Origin of the sequence: Sphingobacterium sp. xlx-130, from assembly GCF_011007405.1 — a bacterium.
In the GTDB taxonomy this organism is placed as follows: domain Bacteria; phylum Bacteroidota; class Bacteroidia; order Sphingobacteriales; family Sphingobacteriaceae; genus Sphingobacterium; species Sphingobacterium luzhongxinii.
Map to the genome: position 1 here is coordinate 218994 of NZ_WFKN01000003.1, position 22723 is coordinate 241716.

Annotated in this window: 29 protein-coding genes; 14 read left to right on the forward strand and 15 right to left on the reverse strand. The window is 38.8% G+C overall.

All coding sequences use genetic code 11. The features are described 5' to 3' along the window. Nucleotides 1–26 precede the first annotated feature (26 nt). Complete coding sequence (locus tag G7B18_RS04195) at nt 27–482, reverse strand: GNAT family N-acetyltransferase (protein WP_164108206.1); 456 nt, start codon at nt 480–482, stop codon at nt 27–29. A gap of 206 nt (nt 483–688) precedes the next feature. Here G7B18_RS04195 and G7B18_RS04200 point away from each other — a divergent pair, with 206 nt between their 5' ends. Next, a complete protein-coding gene (locus G7B18_RS04200; protein ID WP_164108205.1) occupies nt 689–1369 on the forward strand; it encodes a class I SAM-dependent methyltransferase in 681 nt (226 codons plus the stop codon). 8 nt (nt 1370–1377) lie between these two features. Here the strand turns inward: G7B18_RS04200 and G7B18_RS04205 are convergent, their stop codons facing one another. After that, a complete protein-coding gene (locus G7B18_RS04205; protein WP_164108204.1) occupies nt 1378–1860 on the reverse strand; it encodes a hypothetical protein in 483 nt (160 codons plus the stop codon). A gap of 121 nt (nt 1861–1981) precedes the next feature. Between G7B18_RS04205 and G7B18_RS04210 the strand changes: the two genes are divergently transcribed. Then, nucleotides 1982–2353: a DUF1801 domain-containing protein gene (locus G7B18_RS04210; protein ID WP_164108203.1), complete on the forward strand. Its 372-nt coding sequence runs from the start codon at nt 1982–1984 to the stop codon at nt 2351–2353. Between the two features lie 229 nt (nt 2354–2582). Here the strand turns inward: G7B18_RS04210 and G7B18_RS04215 are convergent, their stop codons facing one another. Further along, on the reverse strand, nt 2583–3020 hold the full coding sequence (locus G7B18_RS04215) for an STAS domain-containing protein (RefSeq protein ID WP_240452767.1): 438 nt from the start codon (nt 3018–3020) through the stop codon (nt 2583–2585). A gap of 162 nt (nt 3021–3182) precedes the next feature. On the opposite strand from G7B18_RS04215, the gene G7B18_RS04220 reads away from it, so the two are divergent. Next, nucleotides 3183–3320, forward strand: a complete 138-nt coding sequence (locus G7B18_RS04220) for a hypothetical protein (protein WP_164122065.1) — start codon at nt 3183–3185, stop codon at nt 3318–3320. A gap of 37 nt (nt 3321–3357) precedes the next feature. On the opposite strand, the gene G7B18_RS04225 is transcribed toward G7B18_RS04220, so the two are convergent. Both G7B18_RS04225 and G7B18_RS04230 read right to left on the reverse strand, forming a co-directional pair. Further along, nucleotides 3358–5550, reverse strand: coding sequence for a WG repeat-containing protein (locus G7B18_RS04225; RefSeq protein WP_164122116.1), 2193 nt, complete (start codon nt 5548–5550; stop codon nt 3358–3360). A 271-nt stretch (nt 5551–5821) separates the two neighbouring features. Then, complete coding sequence (locus G7B18_RS04230; RefSeq protein ID WP_164122117.1) at nt 5822–6352, reverse strand: 5' nucleotidase, NT5C type; 531 nt, start codon at nt 6350–6352, stop codon at nt 5822–5824. Nucleotides 6353–6504: 152 nt separating this feature from the next. Between G7B18_RS04230 and G7B18_RS04235 the strand changes: the two genes are divergently transcribed. Together G7B18_RS04235 and G7B18_RS04240 are read left to right on the forward strand one after the other, a co-directional pair. Beyond that, nucleotides 6505–7251, forward strand: a complete 747-nt coding sequence (locus tag G7B18_RS04235) for a DeoR/GlpR family DNA-binding transcription regulator (RefSeq protein WP_164108200.1) — start codon at nt 6505–6507, stop codon at nt 7249–7251. Between the two features lie 227 nt (nt 7252–7478). Then, nucleotides 7479–8813, forward strand: a complete 1335-nt coding sequence (locus G7B18_RS04240) for a GH1 family beta-glucosidase (RefSeq protein WP_164108199.1) — start codon at nt 7479–7481, stop codon at nt 8811–8813. Between the two features lie 74 nt (nt 8814–8887). Here the strand turns inward: G7B18_RS04240 and G7B18_RS04245 are convergent, their stop codons facing one another. Beyond that, entirely contained in the window at nt 8888–9421 is a 534-nt protein-coding gene (locus tag G7B18_RS04245) for a hypothetical protein (protein ID WP_164122118.1), read from the reverse strand. A 403-nt stretch (nt 9422–9824) separates the two neighbouring features. On the opposite strand from G7B18_RS04245, the gene G7B18_RS19065 reads away from it, so the two are divergent. Beyond that, a complete protein-coding gene (locus G7B18_RS19065; RefSeq protein ID WP_164108197.1) occupies nt 9825–10019 on the forward strand; it encodes a hypothetical protein in 195 nt (64 codons plus the stop codon). Here G7B18_RS19065 and G7B18_RS19190 read toward each other — a convergent pair. Both G7B18_RS19190 and G7B18_RS19195 read right to left on the reverse strand, forming a co-directional pair. After that, on the reverse strand, nt 10014–10268 hold the full coding sequence (locus G7B18_RS19190; RefSeq protein ID WP_262886550.1) for a metallophosphoesterase family protein: 255 nt from the start codon (nt 10266–10268) through the stop codon (nt 10014–10016). The two genes, G7B18_RS19065 and G7B18_RS19190, sit on opposite strands and share 6 nt — an antisense overlap. A gap of 11 nt (nt 10269–10279) precedes the next feature. Then, nucleotides 10280–10747, reverse strand: a complete 468-nt coding sequence (locus tag G7B18_RS19195; protein ID WP_262886551.1) for a metallophosphoesterase family protein — start codon at nt 10745–10747, stop codon at nt 10280–10282. Nucleotides 10748–10959: 212 nt separating this feature from the next. Here G7B18_RS19195 and G7B18_RS04260 point away from each other — a divergent pair, with 212 nt between their 5' ends. The 4 genes from G7B18_RS04260 (at nt 10960) to G7B18_RS04275 (ending at nt 13757) form a co-directional block, all read left to right on the forward strand. After that, entirely contained in the window at nt 10960–11172 is a 213-nt protein-coding gene (locus G7B18_RS04260; protein WP_164108196.1) for a hypothetical protein, read from the forward strand. A gap of 186 nt (nt 11173–11358) precedes the next feature. Then, complete coding sequence (locus G7B18_RS04265; RefSeq protein WP_164108195.1) at nt 11359–11970, forward strand: GNAT family N-acetyltransferase; 612 nt, start codon at nt 11359–11361, stop codon at nt 11968–11970. Between the two features lie 146 nt (nt 11971–12116). Continuing rightward, nucleotides 12117–12647: a hypothetical protein gene (locus G7B18_RS04270; protein ID WP_164108194.1), complete on the forward strand. Its 531-nt coding sequence runs from the start codon at nt 12117–12119 to the stop codon at nt 12645–12647. Nucleotides 12648–12725: 78 nt separating this feature from the next. Next, nucleotides 12726–13757, forward strand: coding sequence for a threonine aldolase family protein (locus tag G7B18_RS04275; protein WP_164122119.1), 1032 nt, complete (start codon nt 12726–12728; stop codon nt 13755–13757). A gap of 116 nt (nt 13758–13873) precedes the next feature. Here the strand turns inward: G7B18_RS04275 and G7B18_RS04280 are convergent, their stop codons facing one another. Together G7B18_RS04280 and G7B18_RS04285 are read right to left on the reverse strand one after the other, a co-directional pair. Then, nucleotides 13874–14131, reverse strand: coding sequence for a VOC family protein (locus G7B18_RS04280; RefSeq protein ID WP_240452768.1), 258 nt, complete (start codon nt 14129–14131; stop codon nt 13874–13876). Between the two features lie 44 nt (nt 14132–14175). After that, on the reverse strand, nt 14176–15150 hold the full coding sequence (locus G7B18_RS04285; RefSeq protein ID WP_205600161.1) for a YeiH family protein: 975 nt from the start codon (nt 15148–15150) through the stop codon (nt 14176–14178). A gap of 472 nt (nt 15151–15622) precedes the next feature. Here G7B18_RS04285 and gndA point away from each other — a divergent pair, with 472 nt between their 5' ends. From gndA to pgl, 3 genes are read left to right on the forward strand one after another with little or no spacing between them, the layout of a single operon-like run. Next, nucleotides 15623–17026 (forward strand): NADP-dependent phosphogluconate dehydrogenase, encoded by a 1404-nt coding sequence (gene gndA, locus G7B18_RS04290; RefSeq protein ID WP_164108192.1) that lies wholly within the window; start codon nt 15623–15625, stop codon nt 17024–17026. Nucleotides 17027–17055: 29 nt separating this feature from the next. After that, a complete protein-coding gene (gene zwf, locus G7B18_RS04295; RefSeq protein WP_164108191.1) occupies nt 17056–18567 on the forward strand; it encodes a glucose-6-phosphate dehydrogenase in 1512 nt (503 codons plus the stop codon). 32 nt (nt 18568–18599) lie between these two features. Next, a complete protein-coding gene (gene pgl / locus G7B18_RS04300; RefSeq protein ID WP_164122120.1) occupies nt 18600–19334 on the forward strand; it encodes a 6-phosphogluconolactonase in 735 nt (244 codons plus the stop codon). 217 nt (nt 19335–19551) lie between these two features. Here the strand turns inward: pgl and G7B18_RS04305 are convergent, their stop codons facing one another. The 5 genes from G7B18_RS04305 to G7B18_RS19200 form a co-directional block, all read right to left on the reverse strand. Beyond that, the gene (locus G7B18_RS04305; RefSeq protein ID WP_164108189.1) at nt 19552–19743 is read right to left on the reverse strand and encodes a hypothetical protein; all 192 of its coding nucleotides are present in this window, start codon (nt 19741–19743) and stop codon (nt 19552–19554) included. Nucleotides 19744–19779: 36 nt separating this feature from the next. Then, a complete protein-coding gene (locus tag G7B18_RS04310; RefSeq protein ID WP_164122121.1) occupies nt 19780–20397 on the reverse strand; it encodes a hypothetical protein in 618 nt (205 codons plus the stop codon). Next, a complete protein-coding gene (locus tag G7B18_RS04315; RefSeq protein WP_164108187.1) occupies nt 20394–20699 on the reverse strand; it encodes a hypothetical protein in 306 nt (101 codons plus the stop codon). The genes G7B18_RS04310 and G7B18_RS04315 overlap by 4 nt, the downstream gene beginning before the upstream one ends. Nucleotides 20700–20784: 85 nt before the next feature. Beyond that, entirely contained in the window at nt 20785–21210 is a 426-nt protein-coding gene (locus tag G7B18_RS04320) for an OmpA family protein (RefSeq protein WP_164108186.1), read from the reverse strand. Nucleotides 21211–21636: 426 nt separating this feature from the next. Then, nucleotides 21637–21768, reverse strand: a complete 132-nt coding sequence (locus G7B18_RS19200; RefSeq protein ID WP_262886611.1) for a hypothetical protein — start codon at nt 21766–21768, stop codon at nt 21637–21639. 65 nt (nt 21769–21833) lie between these two features. Between G7B18_RS19200 and G7B18_RS04325 the strand changes: the two genes are divergently transcribed. After that, entirely contained in the window at nt 21834–22553 is a 720-nt protein-coding gene (locus G7B18_RS04325; RefSeq protein WP_164122122.1) for a DDE-type integrase/transposase/recombinase, read from the forward strand. Nucleotides 22554–22723 lie beyond the last annotated feature (170 nt).

The following is a 22723-nucleotide window of genomic DNA, read 5'->3' on the forward strand; positions in this document are numbered from 1 at the left end:
GAAACAATAGAAAAATTAAAAGGAAACTATTCCAAATATGGCTTTAGCATATCGACATGTTCTATTCCGTCTTCATCGTAGGGCTCGCCCTGGGGTTCAAAACCCAACGACTGGTACATAGTTAACAGGTGGTACTGCGCTCCTATTTTTATATCAGCTTTGCCCAAAATAGCATAACAAGCCTGTATTGTTTCTTGAACAATAGTCTTTCCTAGTCCCTGTCCTCTGAAATCCGGATTGACCAAAACCCTCCCCAGAGAGATTTCTTCATAAGAAAGTCCCGCAGGTACAACCCGACTATAGGCCGCAAGATTATTCCCTATATATAACATCACGTGATGGCATGACTCGTCTTTACCGTCGATATCTTGATAAATACAGGTTTGTTCTACCACAAAAACCGCACTTCTTAGCCTTAGTATCTCATAAAGTTCCCTATTCGTCAACTCCTCAAAAGACTTAATTACTATGTGCTGTTCCATTTTATCACTGGCTATTTTATGTTCAATTTTTCAAATGTAGGGATTTAACAGGTGATGATTACATAACTGATCGATCTAATTCCTAAAAAATATAAATAGCATTCCTATTCAGTCTCGAAAAAGCTATTTAAAAACTAGATACGACGTATTTTATTAGATATGATAACTATATTTAGCACAGTATTAAAAAAAGATGCATAAAGCGTATGAATGATAAGGAAAATAAAGATGCTATGCAGGAACTGGCATCGCAGCTCCGCTGTCCTTCGGGACATCAGGCCGAAGCCATTGCAGACAATATGTCCACCTCCAACCATACCATGATACAGGAAGCGATCTATACGTTGACCTTAACGGATAAGAGCACGATACTGGAGATCGGTTTCGGTAATGGTAAGCATATCGCTCAACTTCTCGATGTATCGCCTAGTATAAAATACTACGGCATCGAGGTGTCGGAGGCCATGCAAGATCTCGCTATTCGCCACAACCAATCTGCCATCGAGACCGGCAGGGCTCACTTCACTAAAGTAGATGGCAGTGGCTCGCTCCCTTTCCCGGACAATCATTTTACGCATATTTTTTCTGTAAACACCTTGTATTTCTGGCCTGACATTGAGCTTTCACTACGAGAAATACACCGTACATTACAAGATGAAGGCCAGTTGGTACTCACTTTCGTAGAAAAGGAGTTTGGATCAAAGCTTCCTTTTATACAGCATGGATTTACTTTATATACGGACGACGAACTTGCAGAATACCTCTATGAGATTGGATTTGAAGAGATACAATCTATGACGTACCATGATGATACGATCAGTAAAGATGGAACACCTGTAAAACGTACTTTCCTAACGGTGCATGCTGTGAAAAGTGAAAATGGATAATAACTGGATTACATGATACTAAAATGCCGAAACATCATCAGTCCGCCGATACCGATAGAAACAAAAGGATAGCCTTTCTGTAGGGGCATAGCATAATCATAGCCTACTTTACAGTGGAAAAATCCCTGATACTCTACATAGAGGTGTGGACTCACACGAAACTGATTGTCCATTCCTTTATTAAAATCAAATAGATAGCCGGTCTGCACATTGGCCGAGACCAAGAAGTCTTTGTATCTATTATCAACTATATACCGAACAAAACCGAGCTGCGGGGCTAACCCCGAAGGCAGTTTAGAATTTTTACTGGTATAATCTACCCCTACCGTAAAATCATAATTCTTATCGGTATTGAACACAAGAGGCACATTCAGTGCGGCCTGAAACATAGGCCTTTTATCTTGCTTCATTCCTAAACTGAAAATTTGGGCAACGGCTCCCGATATACCGATAAACACAGCTAATAATAGACACAGACAATATCTCTTCATGAACAAACTATAGCAATATATATGCCTTAATTTATCATTAGATTATTTCTTGTCAGACAAACAATTACAAATCGAACATTAGTCTATAATAAGTGTTAGATTGCATAAAAAACAGACTAAAATGGAAGAATATTTGCATAACTTCTATCTCGATAAATCGGAACCGAATAAAAGTTGCTTATTAGCCTTGCGTTCAATCATCCTTCGTAGAGATGCTCATATGATGGAAACCACCAAATATGGTATGCCCTGCTTTTGTTATAAAAACAAGGCATGCTGTTATCTTTGGGTTGATAAAAAGAACGCTGAGCCTTACATTCTTTTTGTCGAAGGAAACCTATTGGCACATCCTGAACTTGAGGTAGGCGACCGCTCCCGTATGAAAATATTACGTATTGATCCCAATCAGGACATTGCGATTGATACCGTAACCGAGATACTGGATGACGCTTTAGAACTGTATCGCAATGGTACTATTAAAACTAAGGGCTAAGTTTCGACTTAGCCCTTAGTTATCAAAATTCATCTAGCTATCAAAGCACCTAAAATTACAACCAAGTATTAAACTCTTTGATAAACCAATTCTTGACTATCTGAGTAAGCATACAATACTAGTATTCCGATCAACTAAGGTAAGTAGCTAAGTGGTAAAGGTAACCGAATAAACCTTAATTGATTTTGAGATTTTGTCTTTTATCGAAAACATAACCTCCTTTTCACTGCTAGACCATCACGTCATAAGTCGGGTCTTCTATTCTATTGACCTCGATCACTCCCTCTGCATTTTTCAATAATTTACGACAGTCAGCAATGAGGTGACGTAATCGAAGCGTTTTACCCTGTTGATTATATTTTTCGGTCAGCTTATGCAATGTATCTATCGCTGACATATCTGCTTCTTTACTCGCTTTGAAATCTATGATTACTTCATTAGGATCTTCAGCCACATCAAACTTTTCCAAAAAAGCCGTAGTCGAACCGAAAAAAAGAGGACCCATTATTTCGTAATGTTTTACCCCATGCTCATCGGTGTATTTACGTGCACGAATCCGTTTTGCATTCTCCCAAGCAAGTACCAAAGCTGATATAACCACACCGACCAGCACAGCAAATGCTAGATTATGAAGGATTACCGTTATTGCAGATACCAGAACACCCACAAAAAATATCTTATTTCGGAAATTTGTTTATCATCCGAAGGTTGCCCCATTGAAAGGTTTTAATACCTATCATCATCATCACTCCTACCAATGCGGCCATAGGAATCTGTTCAATAAATGGAACTCCCACTAATATCACCAGTATGATGGGGAATAGCACCGATGAAAGCAGATAGACGAGTACGGGCTCCTGCTCCGATATTGACCAAAGTTTGCGCTACCATAGCCCCCCCATTCCACCGAAAAAAACTAAATAGTATAAATGCCTTCTACCGTTCGTTGGGAGGCGGTGCAGAATAGACAATAAAAGGCGGTCTTTAGGACCACCTTTTATTGTCTATTCTTTTTCTTTGGCTTTGACCGAAGCTTTATTACCATCTTTATCCATTACATAATACCAGTCATTCTTTTTCACGATAATGGGCCATGTTTTGTCTTTGCCGTGATAATTTCTACGGATGTCATCATAAATAGCAGTGACAATCCTATTTCCGTTTTTATCGGCCATGCCTGACTTACCATCCTGTGCCAGCATAATATTCGGATAGCTGGCACTCAGCTCTACATAATCAAAAATAGATTCCAGTAAGATATGACCGTCACGACGTGCCAGGCCATAGTGCATTCCCTTCTGTATTTGCAAAATACCATCTTCGCTCCCTGTAGCATACACATTATCATACTCAAAAGGCAGTACCACGCGACCTGCTACATCAATCATCCCATATTTATATTTCGTTCTTTCACCTTCTCTCCCGACATCACGCTTAGCTGCCAATGCCACTCCTTCATAGAATGCATCGACCTGCTCTATGCCCTCGAATCGTTTTTCTTCCCCGCGTTCATTGATAAACAGATTTCCGTCTTCACCATATATTTTCTTCAATCCGCTGTAAAATCCGCCATGATTTTTATCATTGTATGTCGGAAAACGAAGTAAGTTATACCCCGCATCGGTCCTCCATGTTGGATTTTCATAGATCAGTCTACCTTGTAAATCGACGAGCTTATACTCCTTATTCTTCATCTCGAGCAGCCAATAGCGATTATCTACCAAATGACATTCCGCTATTTGATGTAATAAAGTGTCCATCCGATTTTGCTTTATATTATAACTGTAAAAGGCATTATCATAGTTTTCCAAACGTTTACGCACTAGCATCCACTCTTCATTTAGTATATCGATATACTGCTCAGCCATTGGTATAATTAGCTTTTTCGTCTCCAAATCGAAGAGTCCGATTTGCTCAAGGTAACTTCCTTCCCGCTTTCCTTTAGAGAAAGCCAAATACCGCTTAAGCACCTGAGGTTGGTATTCTACGCCCCTATTTGAAAACTGATAGGAGTTTTCAACAACATAATCCAGAGGAAGAATTTCCTCGCCAAGCTCATCAGCTACTCCTATTTTACCTTGATTTTCTACTCGATAAACCGTCTTTCCATTATAATAATGTGCATCTATACCGCTATACTTGCCCATAGGAAGAATAGATTTTCCCTCACAGTTATAAATCCCCTTCTGTCCGTCATTCATTGCTGCTATTAAATAAGGCATTTTATGAACTTCGCTTTCGTAGTCCATACGGGCTTTCCATTTGGGGTCACGATCGTAAGCACTCCTTCGCCCGCCCAAGGAAATTGTTGGGACAGATTCATCGGTATATCTGCCATCAGCCTTTAAGAAGCTGACTTCATCGTATTCAAAATCAAGCACTATCTCTCCTTGTGCACCAATCACACCGTATTGCCCCTTCTTTTTTGCTCTCGCTAGATTACGATTAAATCCGCCAATATACTCCAACGAAGCTGGTACAATCACTTTTTTGGACACAGGATCTATAATGCCTAAATAATCCTTTTCTTTAAACACCAATAAACTAGACCCTTCGATAGCCCGATAGAGCTCATGACCGGAGATCAGCACATTCCCGGTAGTATCAAAGACATAGGAACAAGTTGAAATATTCGCTTCAAAGCGGACCTCCTCCCCATCGTAAAGTATACGCATATAATCATCGTACTTTATAGGGATAATGACATCACCTGTCGCTTTTGCCAATCCGGCCTGTTCGCCGTTCCTAATCTCTACGAAATCATCATTATAGAAATTTGTTACATACTCGAATTGTGGTTCTTGTAATAATTGTCCTGTCCGCGCAGAAACCCAGCCCCATACTTCTTTTCGAGATACCGCTATCACTGCCTTATTGATGACTTTAGCGTCTTCATAATCAAAGGGAACAATAATAGTTCCTTGTTCATCTGCTACCCCAACGCTACCTTTACGCTTCAAAACCGCAAATTTATAGTCATAAGCTATCCCTTCCTCCCATTGTCCTTCATAACGTGTCTCGAGCTTGATATGGTCGTATACACAGGGCAGCAGTACTTTTCCATCCTCTCTCAACATACCATATTTACCGTCCTTAACAACAACAAACAAACCTGCGGAATGCTCTTCGACATCATCTATCCAAAAATCACTAGCTGGATGGTAATAATAAGTTTTACCTAATTTCTTAATTTTCATTAGGGGAGAAAGGTAATCCCCGAAGTCTATAGATTCTACAACTTGATATTCCTGAGTGTAACTCAGGCTAAACTGAAATAATAAAAAAAGGCAGACCATAAACTTCATATACAACAAAATATACTCAAATATCGCTATTATTTGTCACTATAAAATCCCTGAATACAGTTATATCTATAGTTTATAACACCCCTACCTGAGTATGGGTCTAGCCCTCCAGCCTCCCATCAAAAGATCCGATAAACGTCAAAAAACGGACTAAGTGACAAAACTATCTTAGGAAATACCGATGTACGTCCTTCCAATCCTGCAGACGTTCAAACCGATGTTCATTGATATTGTGAAAACTATTAAACATTAAACCTTTTCCTTTAAAAGTAAGCAAATTCTTAACATGATCATCGATTAGATAGTGGGTATTGATAATATGCTTATGTCCACAGAAGACAATATTATGCCAAGAGATAAATGGAAAATACTCAGCTAACCAGTCTCTTTTTTCCCGAAAGCTCCACGGAAACTCCATCGCTGCCGATACCACAAAAACATCGTATCTATCGTGTAGTTCTTTCACGACCTCTTGTGCGTCCTTTGCTACAGGAAGTGTTCTAAAAAAACCTTCGGAGCCAATGTAACGTCTCACCGCTGTTTTATCGGGCACACATTCTCCTTCAGGTAATCCTAATACATCCGCTTCAGTAAGCTGTATACCTGTCTCTTGGTGATAATAATTGAGATAATGATCCAGATTGTCGGCCAAGACCCCATCCATATCCAACGCTATTGTTTTTCTATTATGCATATCTTATAATTTTAATCAAATATAGCAAAACTTAGAAATACAAAGCAAAACATTGCAAATAACAGCAATATATAGAAACAATAAATCTTATCAATTTTACATTACCGCGCGATTATATTGCGTACAATATTGAATTTATGTAGGTTTGCCTTATGTTAAAAGAGGATCGTCATAATATTATTGTTAAAGAGACCGTTACCAATGGCTCGTCTTCCTTTCAATCGCTATCTAAAAAACTAGCTGTTTCAGAGGATACAATAAGACGAGATATCAAAGAACTTGACAACAAAGGCTTACTACGTGCCGTTCGTGGTGGGGCAGTATCTGTATCCCGTATTCCCCATCATTATCGGGATCGGGAGAATACCGATATCGATCAAAAGAAAATTATCGCACAGAAAGCAGTATCACTCATCAAAAGTGGACAAGTGCTATTCTTTGACGGCGGAACATCTGTTTTAGAATTAGCTAAAATTCTACCTCTAGACTTAAAAGTAACAATCATCACCAATAGTTTTCCCGTCGCTAATGCTATTGAAGATCATCCTACTGCGGAGCTTATTTTTTTAGGCGGAAAGCTCAATAAAACTTCGTTTGCAACCTACGGCAACGAGACACTGCAAGGTATTGCTAAATTTAAAGTGGATATCTACTTTTTAGGAATATGCAGCATTGCCCCAGATAACGTTTCCTGCAAGGACCTGGAAGACGCAGAAATAAAGCTAGCGATGATGAGTCACAGCATCAAAACCGTGGGGTTATGTACTTCGGACAAAATAAATAGTGAATCCCCCTATTTTGTAGCCCAGACAGACTGTATGCACACCTTAATAACGGAGAATTCAAAAGGTACGCCAGGAACTAAAGCACTGGCAAAACTGGGAATAGAAATTCTATAGTTTCTGATTTCTTCGCATAATCTTAATCTTTACATAATATACAATTAACAGAAAACCAGTAGATTTATGTAAACATTATTCCAAAACAGGATTAATAAATTTACATGGCCATGAAAACAATAATCTACTTTTTTCAGAACGTTGTCTATCGTCTATTTTTAGCCCGGTTCAGCTCATTTTATTCGCCACTTCGGTCACACAGAAGCTAATCGAACAAATTGAAATAGATGTTAATAACTAAAAACACTTTTGGTAAGAATTTTATTTGGGGTGTTTCTACCGCAGCTTATCAAATAGAAGGAGCGCATGACCATGATGCAAAAGGTCCCTCTATCTGGGATATTTTTGTCCAAAAGAAAAATAAAATTGTACATAATCAGCATGGCAATATCGCTTGCGATTTCTACTATCGGTATGAAGATGACCTGAAACTGATGCGGAGTATGCATATTCCTAACTATAGATTTTCTATTGCTTGGAGCAGAATACAACCCGATGGGATAGGAAACGTAAATCAGGCTGGTATCGATTTTTACAATAGACTTATCAATTATTCGCTAAGCTTGGGAATCACTCCTTGGGTTACACTATATCACTGGGACCTCCCCCATACACTCGAAGAAAAGGGTGGCTGGACAAACCGAGATGTAAAAGATTGGTTTGGCGAGTATGTGGCTCTCTGTGTCAAGTATTTTGGCGATCGTGTAAAAAACTGGATAGTCCTCAATGAGCCTACTGTATTTACAGCTGCGGGTTATTTTTTTGGAGTACACGCACCTGGTAGAAAAGGCTTGAACAACTTTCTAGCTGCGGCGCATCATGCAGCATTGGCTCAAGCCCACGGAGGCAGAATCATCAAATCACTGCAAAAAGAAAGTTATGTCGGCACGACCTTCTCCTGCTCCCATGTCGAACCTTACTCTACGAAGGAAAGAGACATCATTGCCGCGAGAAAAGCAGATGTACTGCTCAATCGCTATTTCATTGAGCCTCTATTGGGAATGGGATACCCTACTCAAGAGATCAAGGTCTTAAATCGAATCGAACGCTATATGAAACAGGGCGACGATACGGATTTAAAATTTGATATGGACTTTATTGGTGTACAGAATTACACCCGAGAGGTGATACGGCATTCGCTATTTGTTCCCTTCTTACGTGCTAAGATTGTAAGTGCAAAAAAACGAAAGGTTGAAACAACGGCTATGAACTGGGAAATCTATCCTGAATCGATGTATCATATACTTAAGAAATTTGATGCTTACCCTAATATTCCTCCGCTTATTATCACCGAAAATGGGGCGGCATTTAAGGATCTAGTTGAAGATGGCCGTGTCGATGATTTACAAAGGACACAATACCTAAAAGATGTTATCGAACAGGTATTCCGCGCGAAAAATGAAGGTGTAAATATTAAAGGCTATTTTGTCTGGACTTTCTTAGACAACTTTGAATGGGCCGAAGGATATCATCCCCGATTTGGACTGGTACATGTTGATTTTAAAACGCAGCAACGTATTATCAAAGCATCCGGACATTGGTACGGAAACTTTCTCCGCTAAATAATTAGCGAAACAAAGCCACTAAAGTATGCTCTTTAGTGGCTTTATATTCAATCAAACGAAGTTTTTATTTTCTAATACCCCCATTTAACATTCAATTGATGCTTATCGGCATATTTCTTTCCTAAACCATAAACATTCTCGAACAAACCATCTACTTTAGGCAAGTATTCCTTTTCAATTGTTTCAATAATTTGTTGTTTTTCTTCATCCGTCCCCTTGGTATCGCAAAGCTTCGCGTAAGCTGCGTATTCATTTTTATAAACGGGAAGTACCGCTTCAAATAATTGAATAGATTGCTCTTGCAAAGCCTTTGCGTCATCATCCGATACCGTTAACCCCTTGATGTCTTTGATGGCCTTCTCTACCGTTAGGACTTTCAGATTGACAATCTGTTGTGCTTCATCTCCATTCTTCTTACTAGATGGGATATCAGGGAATTCGACCGTCTCTTGTTGAAGACGTTTGCCAAAAGTTGCCGGATCAAAATCGGCAATCAGATTTGTGTTGAGTACCACTTGTCCAAAAAATTTATCTGGACTGGTAGATTGACAAGCAATAAAAAATAAACTAGCTAATAAAAAAATAATAAAACGGAACTGCTTCATAGATATATAAAAATTTAAGAATACAAATTAACCAAATCCAGTATATATACACAAATTGATAATCTTCCCATTGTTCTGAAGACATACGTTTTAACGAAAACTGTTCCATATTTCCTTCTACTTGTAATCATCATGTTTGTTCATTAACAATCCATTCCTCTAATTTACGAAAATATATTTTCAGCAAATGATCAAGAGTCTTTGATTTGTAATTCCATATTATTTTCTGATTTTTATTTCAGACTTTATTGGTTTGATATTTGTTCTCTAAAATCAAATTGTGGATATGACGAAATTCTTAACTCTCCCTTTTTACATCAAATTAGCCTGTACGTTAATCAGTATTATGACCTCTCCCCGAATTTAGGAGTGTTCTAAAGTTCAGGTAAACTCCATGGTAGCTATGATGGCTATCTTTTTCGGAGAGTTACTATGGGGAATATCAGGAATGTTCTTGGCCATTCCCATCCTTGAGATCTGTAAAATTGTCTTTGACCGTATCTTAGAATTAAAACCATGGGGATTCCTCTTGGGAGAAGACGATGACAAAGATCATTACATGAAACTCAAAAAGGAGATCTGTGATAGAAAATCATGATTTCAATAAGAAATTGACATAGAAATCAGGAATCTCACTATTGTAGATAGCATTTGCTACAGCGTGTTTCGGATATTCCACTTTGTGAATTTCAGCGATTATGCCATCAGCAGAAATAGTCAAAATGGTGTATGTCGCTTTCCTATCCGCTTCCTTACTACGACCTACCGACCCACAATTGACCAAAAGAGCTTCAGGGAATTTCTGTATGTAGGAATGATGGGTATGCCCCATGACGAGGACGTCCATGCCTCTCCTTGCTAATTCCGATAATATAGCTCCTTTATCATCTTCTTCAAATAGGTATTCTTCATTACTGCTGGGGTTGCATGCACTAATAAAACACGCTTGAATATACCGTCTATTTTAAATGTCAGAGAAAGCTCAAAAGGAAGGTTTGAAAGCCATAACTTATTTTCCCGAGAAATAGTCCGTTTGGAGAATGCAATCGCAATATCACGATTTGCCGTCTCTACCGCATCATGATGTGTCAAAGGTACCACCGGATAATCAAAAGCAATAAGCTCATCGTGATTGCCCAGTAAGCAAGGGATCTCCCTCTGTTTAAGTAGAAAAATCACTTCATTGCCCCAAGGTGCAAAGTCTACCAAATCACCTAAACAATATATTTGCGGTATCCCTTTTTGACAAATATCGGTTAGAACATGTTCTAACGCTGTAAGATTACCATGGATATCACTAATTACTGCTACTTGTATTGATTTCACCAAATTTGCTTATTTATGAAAAAACAAAGATATCAAATCATCTTTCTGCAGAGAAGTGCTTTTAATCTAATCTGTGGAACAATTATCTCTTGGCATCTCGGAAAAGAGGGAAAAGGGTTCTTTTGAAAATTATTTGGCAAGTAAAAAGTCATTCATAAGTTTTTGCACCTTGGTACGATTTTAGCACGAAAGCTGAAACGAAACCCTAGTTTATGGAAATATTATTGATTGTACTTGGATTTACCGTTATGGTATACTTACTAAATAGGCAGAAAGAAGAAATCAAGGGATTGAGAGAAGGCCTAGCCAGACCGAGTACCGTTAATCAGGGAAGAGAATCTGATAGAAAAAATCGTACCGACTCCTCCTCCATTACCAGAGTTTTTATCACAAGAGATACCAATCGCCCTCAATCTATCATCTGACTTACCTCTTGCCAAGCTAGACAAAGTGGAGGAACTCTCTAAAAATACACCTACGAAAAAAGAGAACTATGATAGGATCATCCTGACCGTATGTCTAGCACTTGGAGCGATCCTTATCTTCTATTTTGGCCGCGTCCTACTCAAAGACTTAAAAAAGGAATAATATAACATTAGTAGCAGAAAGACATGAAGACAGAGCCCAAAGACCAATCTTTGCAAGAAAGATATATCCTCGAAAATGAAAGGATTGCCTTACATACACTTTCCGAGATCCACTTGGATGATCTGGCTCAGTTTTCAGATCACGAGCCTGAAATCTGGAAATTCTCATTGGAGCAACCTACAAGCAAGCAAAAAATGGCTACTTACATCGCTAATACCTTGCAAAAGAAGAAAGAGGGTAAAGAACATGCGTTTATCGTTTTTGACAAACAACAAAGAGAAACAGCGGGTTCTACCCGATTGTATGAAATAGATCTAAACCAAAAGGTATGCTCCATCGGCTATACTTGGTACGGTAAGAAATTTCAGGGAACAGGTCTGAACAAACATGCTAAATATCTATTGTTAAAATTTGCTTTTGATACACTCCACATGGAACGCATACAATTTAAAGCCGATAATGAAAACAAACGTAGTATACAAGCCCTATTGAGTCTAGGCTGCACCTTTGAAGGTTTGCTCCGAAGCAATATGTACAGAGCAGATCATACCCGGAGGGACAGTGCTGTTTTCAGTTCGCTACGAGCTGAATGGTACGATCACGCTGAAAACAAGTTATTCTTGAAATTAACATAGATCAACCGCATGAAATCACATTGTTTCAATTTCAACAGAACGAAATACGGATTCCCGTAAATTTTATTTAAAATAAAGCGTCACTTTTGTATTGGGGAAAATTATAAGAGATACAAAAGATTAGACACAAAGATTAATTTACAACTATGACGGCAAAAGAATTTGTGCTTAACATCAGAGCAAACCAGCCTCAAATTTCAAATCTGCAAGACAAATTTGAGACCGAATTATTAAATAACATTTTAAGTGATGCTCAAATTTCAGATTTAAAAACTAACTACAAAGACTATGGAAATGAAATATTAAATCTTATTTACAATTTCGATGTCTCCAGGTTAAACATTTTTGATATCACTTTTGATCCAGAACCTGAAGTATATGGAGATTATATATTCTTCGGTTGGGATACTATAGGTGATCGTTTGGGGTATCATATCCCGTCAGGAGAAGTTGTTATATATTATGTATATGGTGATTGTATCAACCTGAAATGTGCAAAAACAGACCAACAGTTTTTACAACTTTTTTTTGAACTGTATCTATTATTAAAAGGTAATTTTGAAAATAAAGATCAGGAATCAAAAACTAAAATCAGAGAACAATTTTGGTTAAAAACGACCTCTACCCTTCCAGAAGCATATTGGGATCACTATAAAAGATTCTTAACGATATCCTAGTTTATTTCTATTCTGGACTAGACAACTGTAAAGCTATCTTTCTATATTTGTGCTTATCCGGTCAAAGCGAATTCTAACATGTATAACTTTAAGAACGACTATTCAGAAGGAACGCACCCAAATATTTTAAATAAACTTGCCTCAACCAACCTTGTACAACAACTGGGCTATGGAGACGATGCATTTAGTTTAGAAGCTAAAGAAATTCTTAAAAAAGAGATTGAAAATCCCAATGCTGAAGTTTATTTCTTATCTGGAGGTACACAGACGAATCTGTTGGTATTATCTTGTCTGTTGAAATCTCATGAAGCAGTCATCAGCGCACTATCGGGACATATTTTTGCTCATGAAGCTGGAGCTATCGAGGCTACTGGACACCGAGTTATTACAGTAACAACAGAGGATGGCAAGCTTAAACCAACTGATATCAAAGTTATCATAGAAAACCATACCTTAAGACCGCATGTTGTTAAACCAAGAGTAGTTTATATTTCCAATTCGACAGAGATCGGAACAATATATTATAAAGATGAATTAGAGACATTATCACGCTATTGCCGACAAGAGGGACTTCTCTTATTCCTAGATGGTGCACGGATAGGAAATGCACTCATGGCATCAGATAATGACCTAACAATGGTTGACATCAGTCGATTGACCGATGTATTCTATATCGGAGCAACGAAAAACGGGGCTTTATTGGGTGAGGCGGTAATCTTCAATGATCCTATGCTCTATCCTGATTTTGACTACGCATTAAAACAAAAGGGTGCCTTATTGGCAAAAGGAAGAATATTAGGTATTCAGTTTCTCGAATTATTTCGGGAGGGGCTTTACTTTGAATTGGCAGATCATGCTAACAAAATGGCGATGAAAATCGTAAAGGCCGCGACAGAAGAAGAATTCATTTTTTTGACCCCTTCGACGACAAATCAGATCTTCCCAATTCTACCTAGACACATTATTGATGAACTACTTAAGAAATACCTATTTTTTGAATGGAAGAGAGTCGATAATCAACATTCCGCCGTACGTTTGATAACTTCTTGGGCTACCCCAGAAAAGGTAGTTGATGAATTTATTTCAGATCTAAGATCCATTAGACGTTAAAACTCTTGATGCAAAGCAATTCTGTTTCCTTCTGAATCTTCAATTTCGGCAACGAAGAAACCGTATTTATCTTTGGCCGTCTTGGTATACAATACACTTGCCCCTGTTCCTCTGCTTTACGAATCCCTATCATCAATATCTTTCGTCTTAAAATAGAGGATAGCCCGGTTTTTACTCGGTACAGATACATGTCCTTTAGCCAAAGAACCTGATACTCCTCCCTTCGAGTCTGTAAAAGGAAATAATGCCATCTCATAATCATCTATCAGCTCCCTTTCAAAGATAAAACCAAAGACATTGGAATAGAAAGATTCGACACGATCTAAATCCTTTATCGGTATTTCGAAAAATACTACAGGATTTGTTACTGACATTTTTTGTACATGTAAAAGAGTATATAAATATACAATATCTACATCTAACATTTAGCAAAAAAACAAAGGATAAATAACAAGGATGGTATAGCTATCAGTCCCCATAGTACAAGTCCCAAAATAAATGGTTTAGGACCTACAGACTTTATCACTTTGGCAGAAAGCCCAGCTCCGATTAAAAACAATACTGCTGTAAGTCCACTTTTGGACATGTACACGATATAAGGAGCGATCTTGTGTAGAGGAGCGACATAAGTATTGCCAATAATAGCTAATACAAAGAGGCCGATAAAGTAAGGGACCTGTATACGGTTTCCCTTGCTTTTAAAAACCAAAGCGCTAAAAAATGTAACAGGTATGATCCACAGTGCACGTGTCAACTTGACTGAGGTAGCAATCTGCAGCGCCTCCTCGCCATATTTGCTCGCTGCACCGACAACAGAACTGGTATCCTGAATAGCCACTGCACTCCAAAGACCAAACTGTTCTTGTGAAAGGTTAAAGAAATGTCCAACTATAGGGAAAACAAATAACGCAATGGAATTTAAAATAAAAATAGTAGCCAATGCTACACTAATCTGTCCTTCCTTGGCCTTTATCACGGGAGACATTGCAGCAATAGCACTCCCCCCGCATATTGCTGTCCCTACGGTAATCAAAAAAGCTATTTTCCTATCTATACGTAACAACCGACCTATAAAATAACCTAGAAACAGTATGGCGAACAAGGAAATAACCGTTAAAATAAAACCACTTTTGCTGGCATGAATTGCCGACTCTACGTCCATACCAAACCCCAGTCCTACGACAGATACCTGTAATAAAATATGGGTAAGTTTGTGTGTAAAATCTGGAAATGGATTGCCCAGCCATTGCGCTGTAAGAATTCCGATCAATAATGCTATTGGCGGCGATATTAGCGGCGATAAACACAAAAAGCCTAAACTGACAAAAATAAGCTCGTGAACAGATAGACTCTTCTTAAATATATCCTTTCGGAAAAACATGCGATTATTCATTAGTATATATTTTTTTTAAAACGGCCATATGGAATATCCAAACCGAGTATAACGAGCTCAGGAAGTAATTACATTATACACGAATTTATTACTGTTGGTGTGCATACTGCTCCGCGGTCATTGGTGTTTGTGCAGTTCTGCTACATGGATATTTCATATAGCAACTATTTTTATACAAAGTACAGGGCTATACAGCTGAAAAGAAAACGATAAAATCCCATAGGGTATAACGTTTAGTTATAACAAAACACGATGTTGATTCAGGAAAGGTATACAGAAATGATTTCTGCCTCAAGAAACAAAAACATTATAGTCGATCCCCCGACCTCGAAAGGAGTAAAAAACAGGTATTTTCAACGAAAAGATTTATATCTTTGATGATTAATTAGAGGGAGCTATCTGATGCAAATTCTCTCTCATTAAGTTAGTACGATCGAAACGATAAAAATCTGCATCAACAGATAAAAATTTTATGGAATTATATGATTTTGGTATAGTCGGTCTAGGTGTTATGGGAAGAAATCTCCTTCTAAACATGGCCGACAACAAATTTGCCGTAGCAGGACTGGACCTAGACTCTGCTAAAGTACAATCCTTACAAGAAGAAATTAATGACAACCAACGCGTAAAAGCAACAACTCAGGTAGAGGAATTCACGCAGTTGATCCGCAGACCTCGGGCAATCATGCTTTTGGTTCCCGCTGGCAAACCTGTTGATGGTGCAATAGCAAGTCTACTTCCTCATCTTGAAAAGGGTGATATTATCATCGATGGCGGTAACTCTTATTTTCCAGACACAGATCGTCGTTTCTTAGAGTTATCTCAAAAGAACATACACTTCTTCGGAATGGGTATATCAGGAGGTGAGAAGGGTGCACGTTTCGGTCCTAGCTTAATGCCAGGAGGGGACAAAAATGCCTACGAGCGTTTACGCCCAATTTTCGAAGCAGTAACGGCCAAAGTAAATGGTGAACCTTGTGTTGCTTACTTAGGGAATGGTTCTGCTGGAAACTATGTCAAAATGGTTCATAATGGGATCGAGTATGGTATCATGCAATTAATTGCAGAGACTTATGATCTTATGAAGCGGGGCTTGGGTATCAGTGATGCTAAAATCCAACAAACATTCGCAGATTGGAATAGTACCGAATTACAGTCCTTCTTAGTTGAAATTACCGGAGAGATCCTGAACAAATTTGATGAAGATGGTCAGCGTTTAGTTAATGTGATTTCGGACTGGGCCAAATCCAAAGGTACCGGTAAATGGACATCACAAAATGCTATGGATCTACAGGCTCCGATACCAGTGATCGATGCCGCTGTCACTATGCGTGATATGTCAAAATTAAAACCTGAACGTATACAAGCAGCGAAAAAATTAAATTGGACGGCAACCGGAAAAAGCATAGACGAAAATCTAGTTATCGAGCAATTAAAAGATGCTTTCTATTTTGCCATGTTAAATACCTATGCACAGGGACTGGCTCAACTTACTATCGCTTCAGAAACCTATAGCTACGGATTGAACTTAGAACAGGTTGCGAAAATATGGCGCGGAGGATGTATTATCCGTGCTGCAGCTTTAGAAGACTTTAGACAGGCCTATGATCGCAATCCTTCTTTACGAAACATTCTTCTGGATGACACTATAGCGCAAAACGTATCTTCGAAACAAGCAAACGCAAGGGACATTGTTAAATATGCGGTAGACTGCGGTATTCCATTTGCAGCGTATATGAATGCTTTGGCTTATTTCGATTCGTACCGTTCGGAGCGTATGCCTACAAATATTATACAAGCTCAACGGGATTACTTTGGCGCACATACGTATGAACGTATCGATCGTGAAGGTTCGTTTCATACGCAATGGGACTAAGATAAATTGATTACCTTTTTAATATTACAATGAAAACTAGTAAAAAAGCCAGACCTTCCATTATTGTTATTTTCGGAGGAACGGGAGATTTGGCGAAGCGTAAATTGATACCTGCTTTTTACAATTTGTTTTTGGACGATTGGATGCCTGAAAAATTCGCAATTATCGGATTAGGTCGGACGGAACTTGACAATGCATCTTACAGGCAGCATCTGCAAGAAGGGTTGACCGAGTTTTCAAGAACTGGAGCACCGGAGCAACAAAAGTGGGAAACATTCAATCCTAATATTTCCTATTTTCAATCAAATATCGAAGATATCAATTCCTACAAAGATTTAGCTGCCCAATTGGATGCTTTAGATGAATTGTGGGGCGAACGGGCAAATAGATTATTTTATCTATCAGTCGCTCCTCGCTATATTGAAGCCGCGACACTACATATCAATGAATCCGGTCTAGCTAGCCTACCTGATAAGGATCGTATCGTCATCGAAAAGCCATTCGGAAACGATAAAGAGACGGCAGTTGCCTTGAATAAATTATTGAGGCAGACCTTTCAGGAGAAACAGATCTATAGAATAGATCATTACTTAGGTAAGGAAACAGTACAGAATATCCTAGCTTTCCGATTTGGAAATGCATTATTTGAACCCCTATGGAATAGAAACTTTATTGATTCCGTTCAGATAACTGTTGCTGAGCAAGTTGGTGTAGAAAATCGTGGCGGGTTTTACGAAAGTGCGGGAGCACTTAAAGATATGGTTCAAAACCACCTCTTGCAGATATTATGTATGGTGGCTATGGAAGCTCCTGCTTCATTCAAATCTGAAGAGATACGTAACCGTAAAGTTGATGTATTAAGAGCGATACGACGTATCAAACCAGAGGAGGTACAACGTTATGCGGTAAGAGGCCAGTATGGCGAAGGTTGGTTACAAGGTAAAAAAGTACCAGGATACCGGGATGAAGAAGGTGTAAACCCAAAATCAAACACGGAAACTTTTGTTGCTGTCAAGTTCTTTTTGGATAATTGGCGTTGGCAAGGTGTACCTTTCTACTTACGTACGGGAAAACGTATGCAGGAGAAACACTCTTCGATCACCATACAATTTAAGCCTGTTCCTCACTCGACCTTCTCCAATGGTCAGGTTGATAATTTGATGCCAAACAAACTAACTATCAATATTCAACCTCAGATGGATATCCGTTTACGCTTTATGACCAAGCGTCCAGGCTTGACCATGGCATTGAACCCTTCGGAGATGGTTTTCGATTACGATACGTGTTCGACCCAATCGCCAGAGGCCTACGAGACATTACTGCTTGATGCTCTTAATGGTGATGCGACATTATTCATGCGTTCGGATCAGGTCGAAGAGGCTTGGGATGTGATCACACCGATACAGGAAGCATGGGAAAGTAGAAATACCCTTGACTTTCCGAACTATGCATCAGGCACTTGGGGGCCTGAAAATGCAGAAGCCTTGGTTGCTCAAAACGGTCATGTATGGGCTGTAAACGCACACCATAAAAATTCTTAGTTTCACTAGTCGTATATTAAAAGTTTGAAGAATTGATACAGATATTTGACAATACACAACAACTTATTGAAGCCGCTGCTACATTATTCATTGCAACCGCAAAACAGGCTATAGCTGAAAAAGATAAATTTACAGTAGCACTTACTGGAGGTTCATCTCCTATAGCTCTTCATAAAATACTTGCCTCCTCGGAATATCAAGCTTTGATAGATTGGCAAAAGGTTTTCGTATTTTGGGGTGATGAGCGTTGGGTACCATTTGACGATGAGCGTAGCAACACCAAGATGGCTTTTGACACCCTCTTAAATTATGTGCCAATCCCAAAGGATCATATCTACAAGATGTATTCTGAGACATTATCACCAGAGGAGCATGCTGTACAATACGAGGCAGAAATAAAAGCTATTGTGGGTGAAGATGGAGTTTTTGATCTCATCTTATTGGGTATGGGAGACGATGGTCACACTGCCTCCTTATTTCCGCACACAGATGTGCTTAATGAAGACAAAAAGTGGGTAGATGCCTATTATCTAGAACCTCAAAGTATGTATCGTATCACCTTAACCGCACCGCTCATTAATAAAGCCAAGAATATTGCCGTACTTACATTCGGTAAGAAGAAAACCGATGCTTTGTATGAGGTATTAGAGGGTGAACGCAATCCACAGGAATACCCGTCGCAACTATTGGCTCCGATCAATGGGACACTGGTATTTTTGACTGATAAAGCCGCTGCGAGTAGATTGAAAATTACATCTTCGAATTAAACGATTTTTTATAGCACAGATGGTCCCATAACTCATAGTTTTGGGACCATTTTCATATGTAAATAATTTGACTTTTAATTGTCATCCGCCAGCTGGCGGATCCAAACTATTTTCATTCGTGTTTGTGCAGTTATGCTACATGGATATTTCATATTTAACCACATTTGTATTTTTTCATGACCTCAATAGTCTCCTGCATTATCCTTCGCTGTTCTTCCTAGAGACTTGCATTATTATTTCGATAACCGGCTTTTGCTGTCTCCCATTTTGCTTCTAACTTTTCGAGATCGATGACTTTACCTTCAAGACAGCTTTTTTTCTCGAATGCCTTAGCTTTTTCTGCATCATTTTTATAAGCATCCTTCCTGATCGACTCCTGCAATTCACAGAGCTTGTATGCTGCTTCCATCCGGAGCTTTTTAAACGTAGCATATGCCTCGTATTTTCAGAAAGAAGCCTGCTTATCCTGCTTTTTCTGATAATCTACCTTTTCGTTTTTCAAATATTGCATTTGCTCTTTCTGCTGATCGTTTTGCCGCTTTTCTTCATCATGAAATTTCAACTTTAAAGACGCACAATCGCTTTTACTTGTTTCAGCAACCCTTTTAGCTTTACTGATCCTCTTCTGGATTTCATCTGATTCGGTTTCATTCTCTTCAAGATAAGTGATCATCGTGGTGTGCTCATCTTTTCTAAACTGTGTCGCATGAAAACATTTGCTCCCTGCTACTTTCTGGAAAGAAACCGTTTCCGATCCAATTTTACCGTCTGCATCATAACCCAAAATGAGGAAATTGCCCTTCGATATTTCAAGAAACCCGATTCCATAGGCGTCTAGAAATTGAAAAGACTCAAAAGTTTCCGGAAAATTATCGTTATCAAGTAGGTAGATTGCAAAGCCATCATCCGCTACATATTTTCTTCCCTTAAACTCGCCACCTGCAAACTCCCGAAATTCATCCTTATATAGAAATTTCTTTCCAGTAAGAATTCTTCCGTTACTTCCCGGCTCCGTATTGGAGGTTCGTACATGATACTTGATCCGACCAATTCCATTTTTCACGGAATTTTCTCACTACCATTGTAATAATAGTACAGATTTCCTTTAAGTGTCTGCAGAGAAGCATTAAAATTGGGGCTGTTAAGATCATAATTGTAACCGGACTTCCCATAGATATCAAAGCCAAAACCCAAGATTGCACCTATTTCTGTATTGATTAAAAAACATACAGTTGCATCTCTTCCGATAAAGTTCCCTTTAAAGCTAACTTTGTAATCAAAACAGATCTTATCGTCTGGTTCAAAAGGTTTCGCTTTCTCAGGCTGTTCAAAAACCTCTACTTTCTTTTTTTCCTGTGCGTACATGGATTGAATAAGCAATAGAAAGTAGGCTACTATGAAATATCGCGTAATTGACGTTTTTTAAGTTAAACTGTTGTGTATGTTGCATTCACAAGGTTAGAAATTCCACCCGTCGATTTTGAGCTTCTCCCTCGGCAGTCGCATTGCTTACAGCCAGCTCAATGGCTCCTTTTCCCGACGTCGATATCCTGTTCCTGTCGATATTAAAAGTCTCGTTCAGATACGTTTTTACCGCTATGGCACGTTGTTCCGAAAGCTTTTGGTTAGCAACAGCGTTCCCTAGATTATCCGTATGTCCTATAATTTCAATTTTCACAGAATTGTTCTTCTTCATATCGGCTATTTCCTTAAATACACCGTGCGATTCAGGCTCTATCCTTGCCGAAGCCGTAGCAAAGTAAATTCCCGAGGTAACATATTTCCCTTCTTTCAATAGCGTACTTCTGGCATCCATTCCTGCTTCAGCAATACGAAGGTTGCTTATGTAAAAAGCATCTGTGGGTTTCGGTATCAAAGGTGATGCCCTAAAATAAAAGTTGTTGCGATAGCTGCTATTGTCAAATCACTTTGGCAGATCAAACATCTTCTGATCATTCAAATACAAGCGAAGACGATTTCCGTTTACGTCAATACTCACCCTAATTTTATTACCTGCCATTTTATTAACTGCACATTCCTGAGTCGTTCCCCGTCCCGAATATAAACTGGTGGAATAACCGACGAACTCCTTCACGGATGGTGGAATTAGAAAGTAAAAAACACTTTTGTGTTGGATCGTGTTTTTTGCAGGATTGACCACTTCCGAAAACCCAAACGTAACAGGTGGTCTTTCTCCCGATACGGGATAAAGTAAATCAAATTCTATGGTAAATTTTTGCAGCAGCTTTCCATCTAATTCTAGGAAGCTGGTCGAATTATCTGGTACTTTCAGCCATTTTCCCTACTGGTTTTTAAGCGTAACGATTTCACCGCCTCCATTGGTGTTCCAGCGTACCGGGAAATCGCCGATGGCATCCTGCGCGAAATCATCGTAAAAAAGAATTTTTTCACCGGGACTGTAAATCGTCAGCATAATTTGGACATAATTTATTAAAAACTAAGAGAGTGTTTTCCTAAAAAACATTAACTTTATTCAGGATGGGAAGACCGAAAAAAACAATCCCGGAGAATTTTATCAAGGATGTACGTCGTAGTACCCGCAGAATCATTACAGCCGAGCAGATTAAAGAATTCGTTGTCAAGGTTGCCCTGGATAAGGTTGATTTATCGGCACTTGAGTTGGCTCGTCACATTACAGACGAACATCAGATTTTTATTTCTGAATCCTCTGTCTACAGAATCCTTAAAAACAAGGGACTGATAAGCGCTCCATACCATATTTTGATCAGTGCATCCGATGAATTCAAGGGTAAGACCAGTATTGTACATGAAATGTGGCAGACAGATTTTACCTATTTCAGGATAAAAGGCTGGGGAGATTATTATTTAAGCACCATATTGGACGACTACAGCCCCTACATTGTACATTGGGAGCTCTGTCCATCAATGAAACATGAGGACGTGATACGCAATGTAGACACAGCGATTGAAAAGGCGAAGTTAAAGACAAAGGTTAAGCCTAAATTATTGTCAGATAATGGATCGTGCTATATCTCTAAGGATCTTGGCAGGTATCTGACCGAAGAACAGGAAATGAAGCAGATCCATGGCAGAACCGCTCATCCACAGACCCAGGGAAAAATTGAAAGATACAACAGAACAATGAAAAATGTGGTCAAATTGAACAATTACTATTCACCAGAAGAGCTAAAAGAAGCCCTCCAAGAGTTTGGAACGTTATCACGAGGCCTTAAATAACCTAACTCCTGCTGACGTATATTATGGTCGTGGAGAACTGATATTAAAACAGAGAGAACGATTGAAAAAAATCGCCATTAGTAACAGATAAGCACAATATCTAAAACAAAAATTAATAGATTTATAAATAAGAAACACGCCTTAACAGTTTGTCCTGATTTGTTTGAAGA

Excerpts from the sequence above, each read along its gene's own strand:
- G7B18_RS04280 (WP_240452768.1), bottom strand. The coding sequence starts at position 14,131 with ATGTCAGTAACAAATCCTGTAGTATTTTTCGAAATACCGATAAAGGAT.
- G7B18_RS04240 (WP_164108199.1), top strand. The coding sequence starts at position 7,479 with ATGTTAATAACTAAAAACACTTTTGGTAAGAATTTTATTTGGGGTGTT.
- G7B18_RS04275 (WP_164122119.1), top strand. The coding sequence starts at position 12,726 with ATGTATAACTTTAAGAACGACTATTCAGAAGGAACGCACCCAAATATT.
- G7B18_RS04265 (WP_164108195.1), top strand. The coding sequence starts at position 11,359 with ATGAAGACAGAGCCCAAAGACCAATCTTTGCAAGAAAGATATATCCTC.
- gndA (WP_164108192.1), top strand. The coding sequence starts at position 15,623 with ATGGAATTATATGATTTTGGTATAGTCGGTCTAGGTGTTATGGGAAGA.
- G7B18_RS04200 (WP_164108205.1), top strand. The coding sequence starts at position 689 with ATGAATGATAAGGAAAATAAAGATGCTATGCAGGAACTGGCATCGCAG.
- G7B18_RS04210 (WP_164108203.1), top strand. The coding sequence starts at position 1,982 with ATGGAAGAATATTTGCATAACTTCTATCTCGATAAATCGGAACCGAAT.
- G7B18_RS04220 (WP_164122065.1), top strand. The coding sequence starts at position 3,183 with ATGAAAGCAGATAGACGAGTACGGGCTCCTGCTCCGATATTGACCAAA.
- G7B18_RS04315 (WP_164108187.1), bottom strand. The coding sequence starts at position 20,699 with ATGTACGCACAGGAAAAAAAGAAAGTAGAGGTTTTTGAACAGCCTGAG.
- G7B18_RS04235 (WP_164108200.1), top strand. The coding sequence starts at position 6,505 with ATGTTAAAAGAGGATCGTCATAATATTATTGTTAAAGAGACCGTTACC.
- G7B18_RS04270 (WP_164108194.1), top strand. The coding sequence starts at position 12,117 with ATGACGGCAAAAGAATTTGTGCTTAACATCAGAGCAAACCAGCCTCAA.
- zwf (WP_164108191.1), top strand. The coding sequence starts at position 17,056 with ATGAAAACTAGTAAAAAAGCCAGACCTTCCATTATTGTTATTTTCGGA.
- G7B18_RS04230 (WP_164122117.1), bottom strand. The coding sequence starts at position 6,352 with ATGCATAATAGAAAAACAATAGCGTTGGATATGGATGGGGTCTTGGCC.
- G7B18_RS04305 (WP_164108189.1), bottom strand. The coding sequence starts at position 19,743 with ATGGAAGCAGCATACAAGCTCTGTGAATTGCAGGAGTCGATCAGGAAG.
- G7B18_RS19190 (WP_262886550.1), bottom strand. The coding sequence starts at position 10,268 with ATGGACGTCCTCGTCATGGGGCATACCCATCATTCCTACATACAGAAA.
- G7B18_RS04260 (WP_164108196.1), top strand. The coding sequence starts at position 10,960 with ATGGAAATATTATTGATTGTACTTGGATTTACCGTTATGGTATACTTA.
- G7B18_RS19200 (WP_262886611.1), bottom strand. The coding sequence starts at position 21,768 with ATGCTGACGATTTACAGTCCCGGTGAAAAAATTCTTTTTTACGATGAT.
- G7B18_RS04205 (WP_164108204.1), bottom strand. The coding sequence starts at position 1,860 with ATGAAGAGATATTGTCTGTGTCTATTATTAGCTGTGTTTATCGGTATA.
- G7B18_RS04245 (WP_164122118.1), bottom strand. The coding sequence starts at position 9,421 with ATGAAGCAGTTCCGTTTTATTATTTTTTTATTAGCTAGTTTATTTTTT.
- G7B18_RS04285 (WP_205600161.1), bottom strand. The coding sequence starts at position 15,150 with ATGAATAATCGCATGTTTTTCCGAAAGGATATATTTAAGAAGAGTCTA.
- G7B18_RS04225 (WP_164122116.1), bottom strand. The coding sequence starts at position 5,550 with ATGAAAATTAAGAAATTAGGTAAAACTTATTATTACCATCCAGCTAGT.
- G7B18_RS19065 (WP_164108197.1), top strand. The coding sequence starts at position 9,825 with ATGATGGCTATCTTTTTCGGAGAGTTACTATGGGGAATATCAGGAATG.
- G7B18_RS04195 (WP_164108206.1), bottom strand. The coding sequence starts at position 482 with ATGGAACAGCACATAGTAATTAAGTCTTTTGAGGAGTTGACGAATAGG.
- G7B18_RS04325 (WP_164122122.1), top strand. The coding sequence starts at position 21,834 with ATGGGAAGACCGAAAAAAACAATCCCGGAGAATTTTATCAAGGATGTA.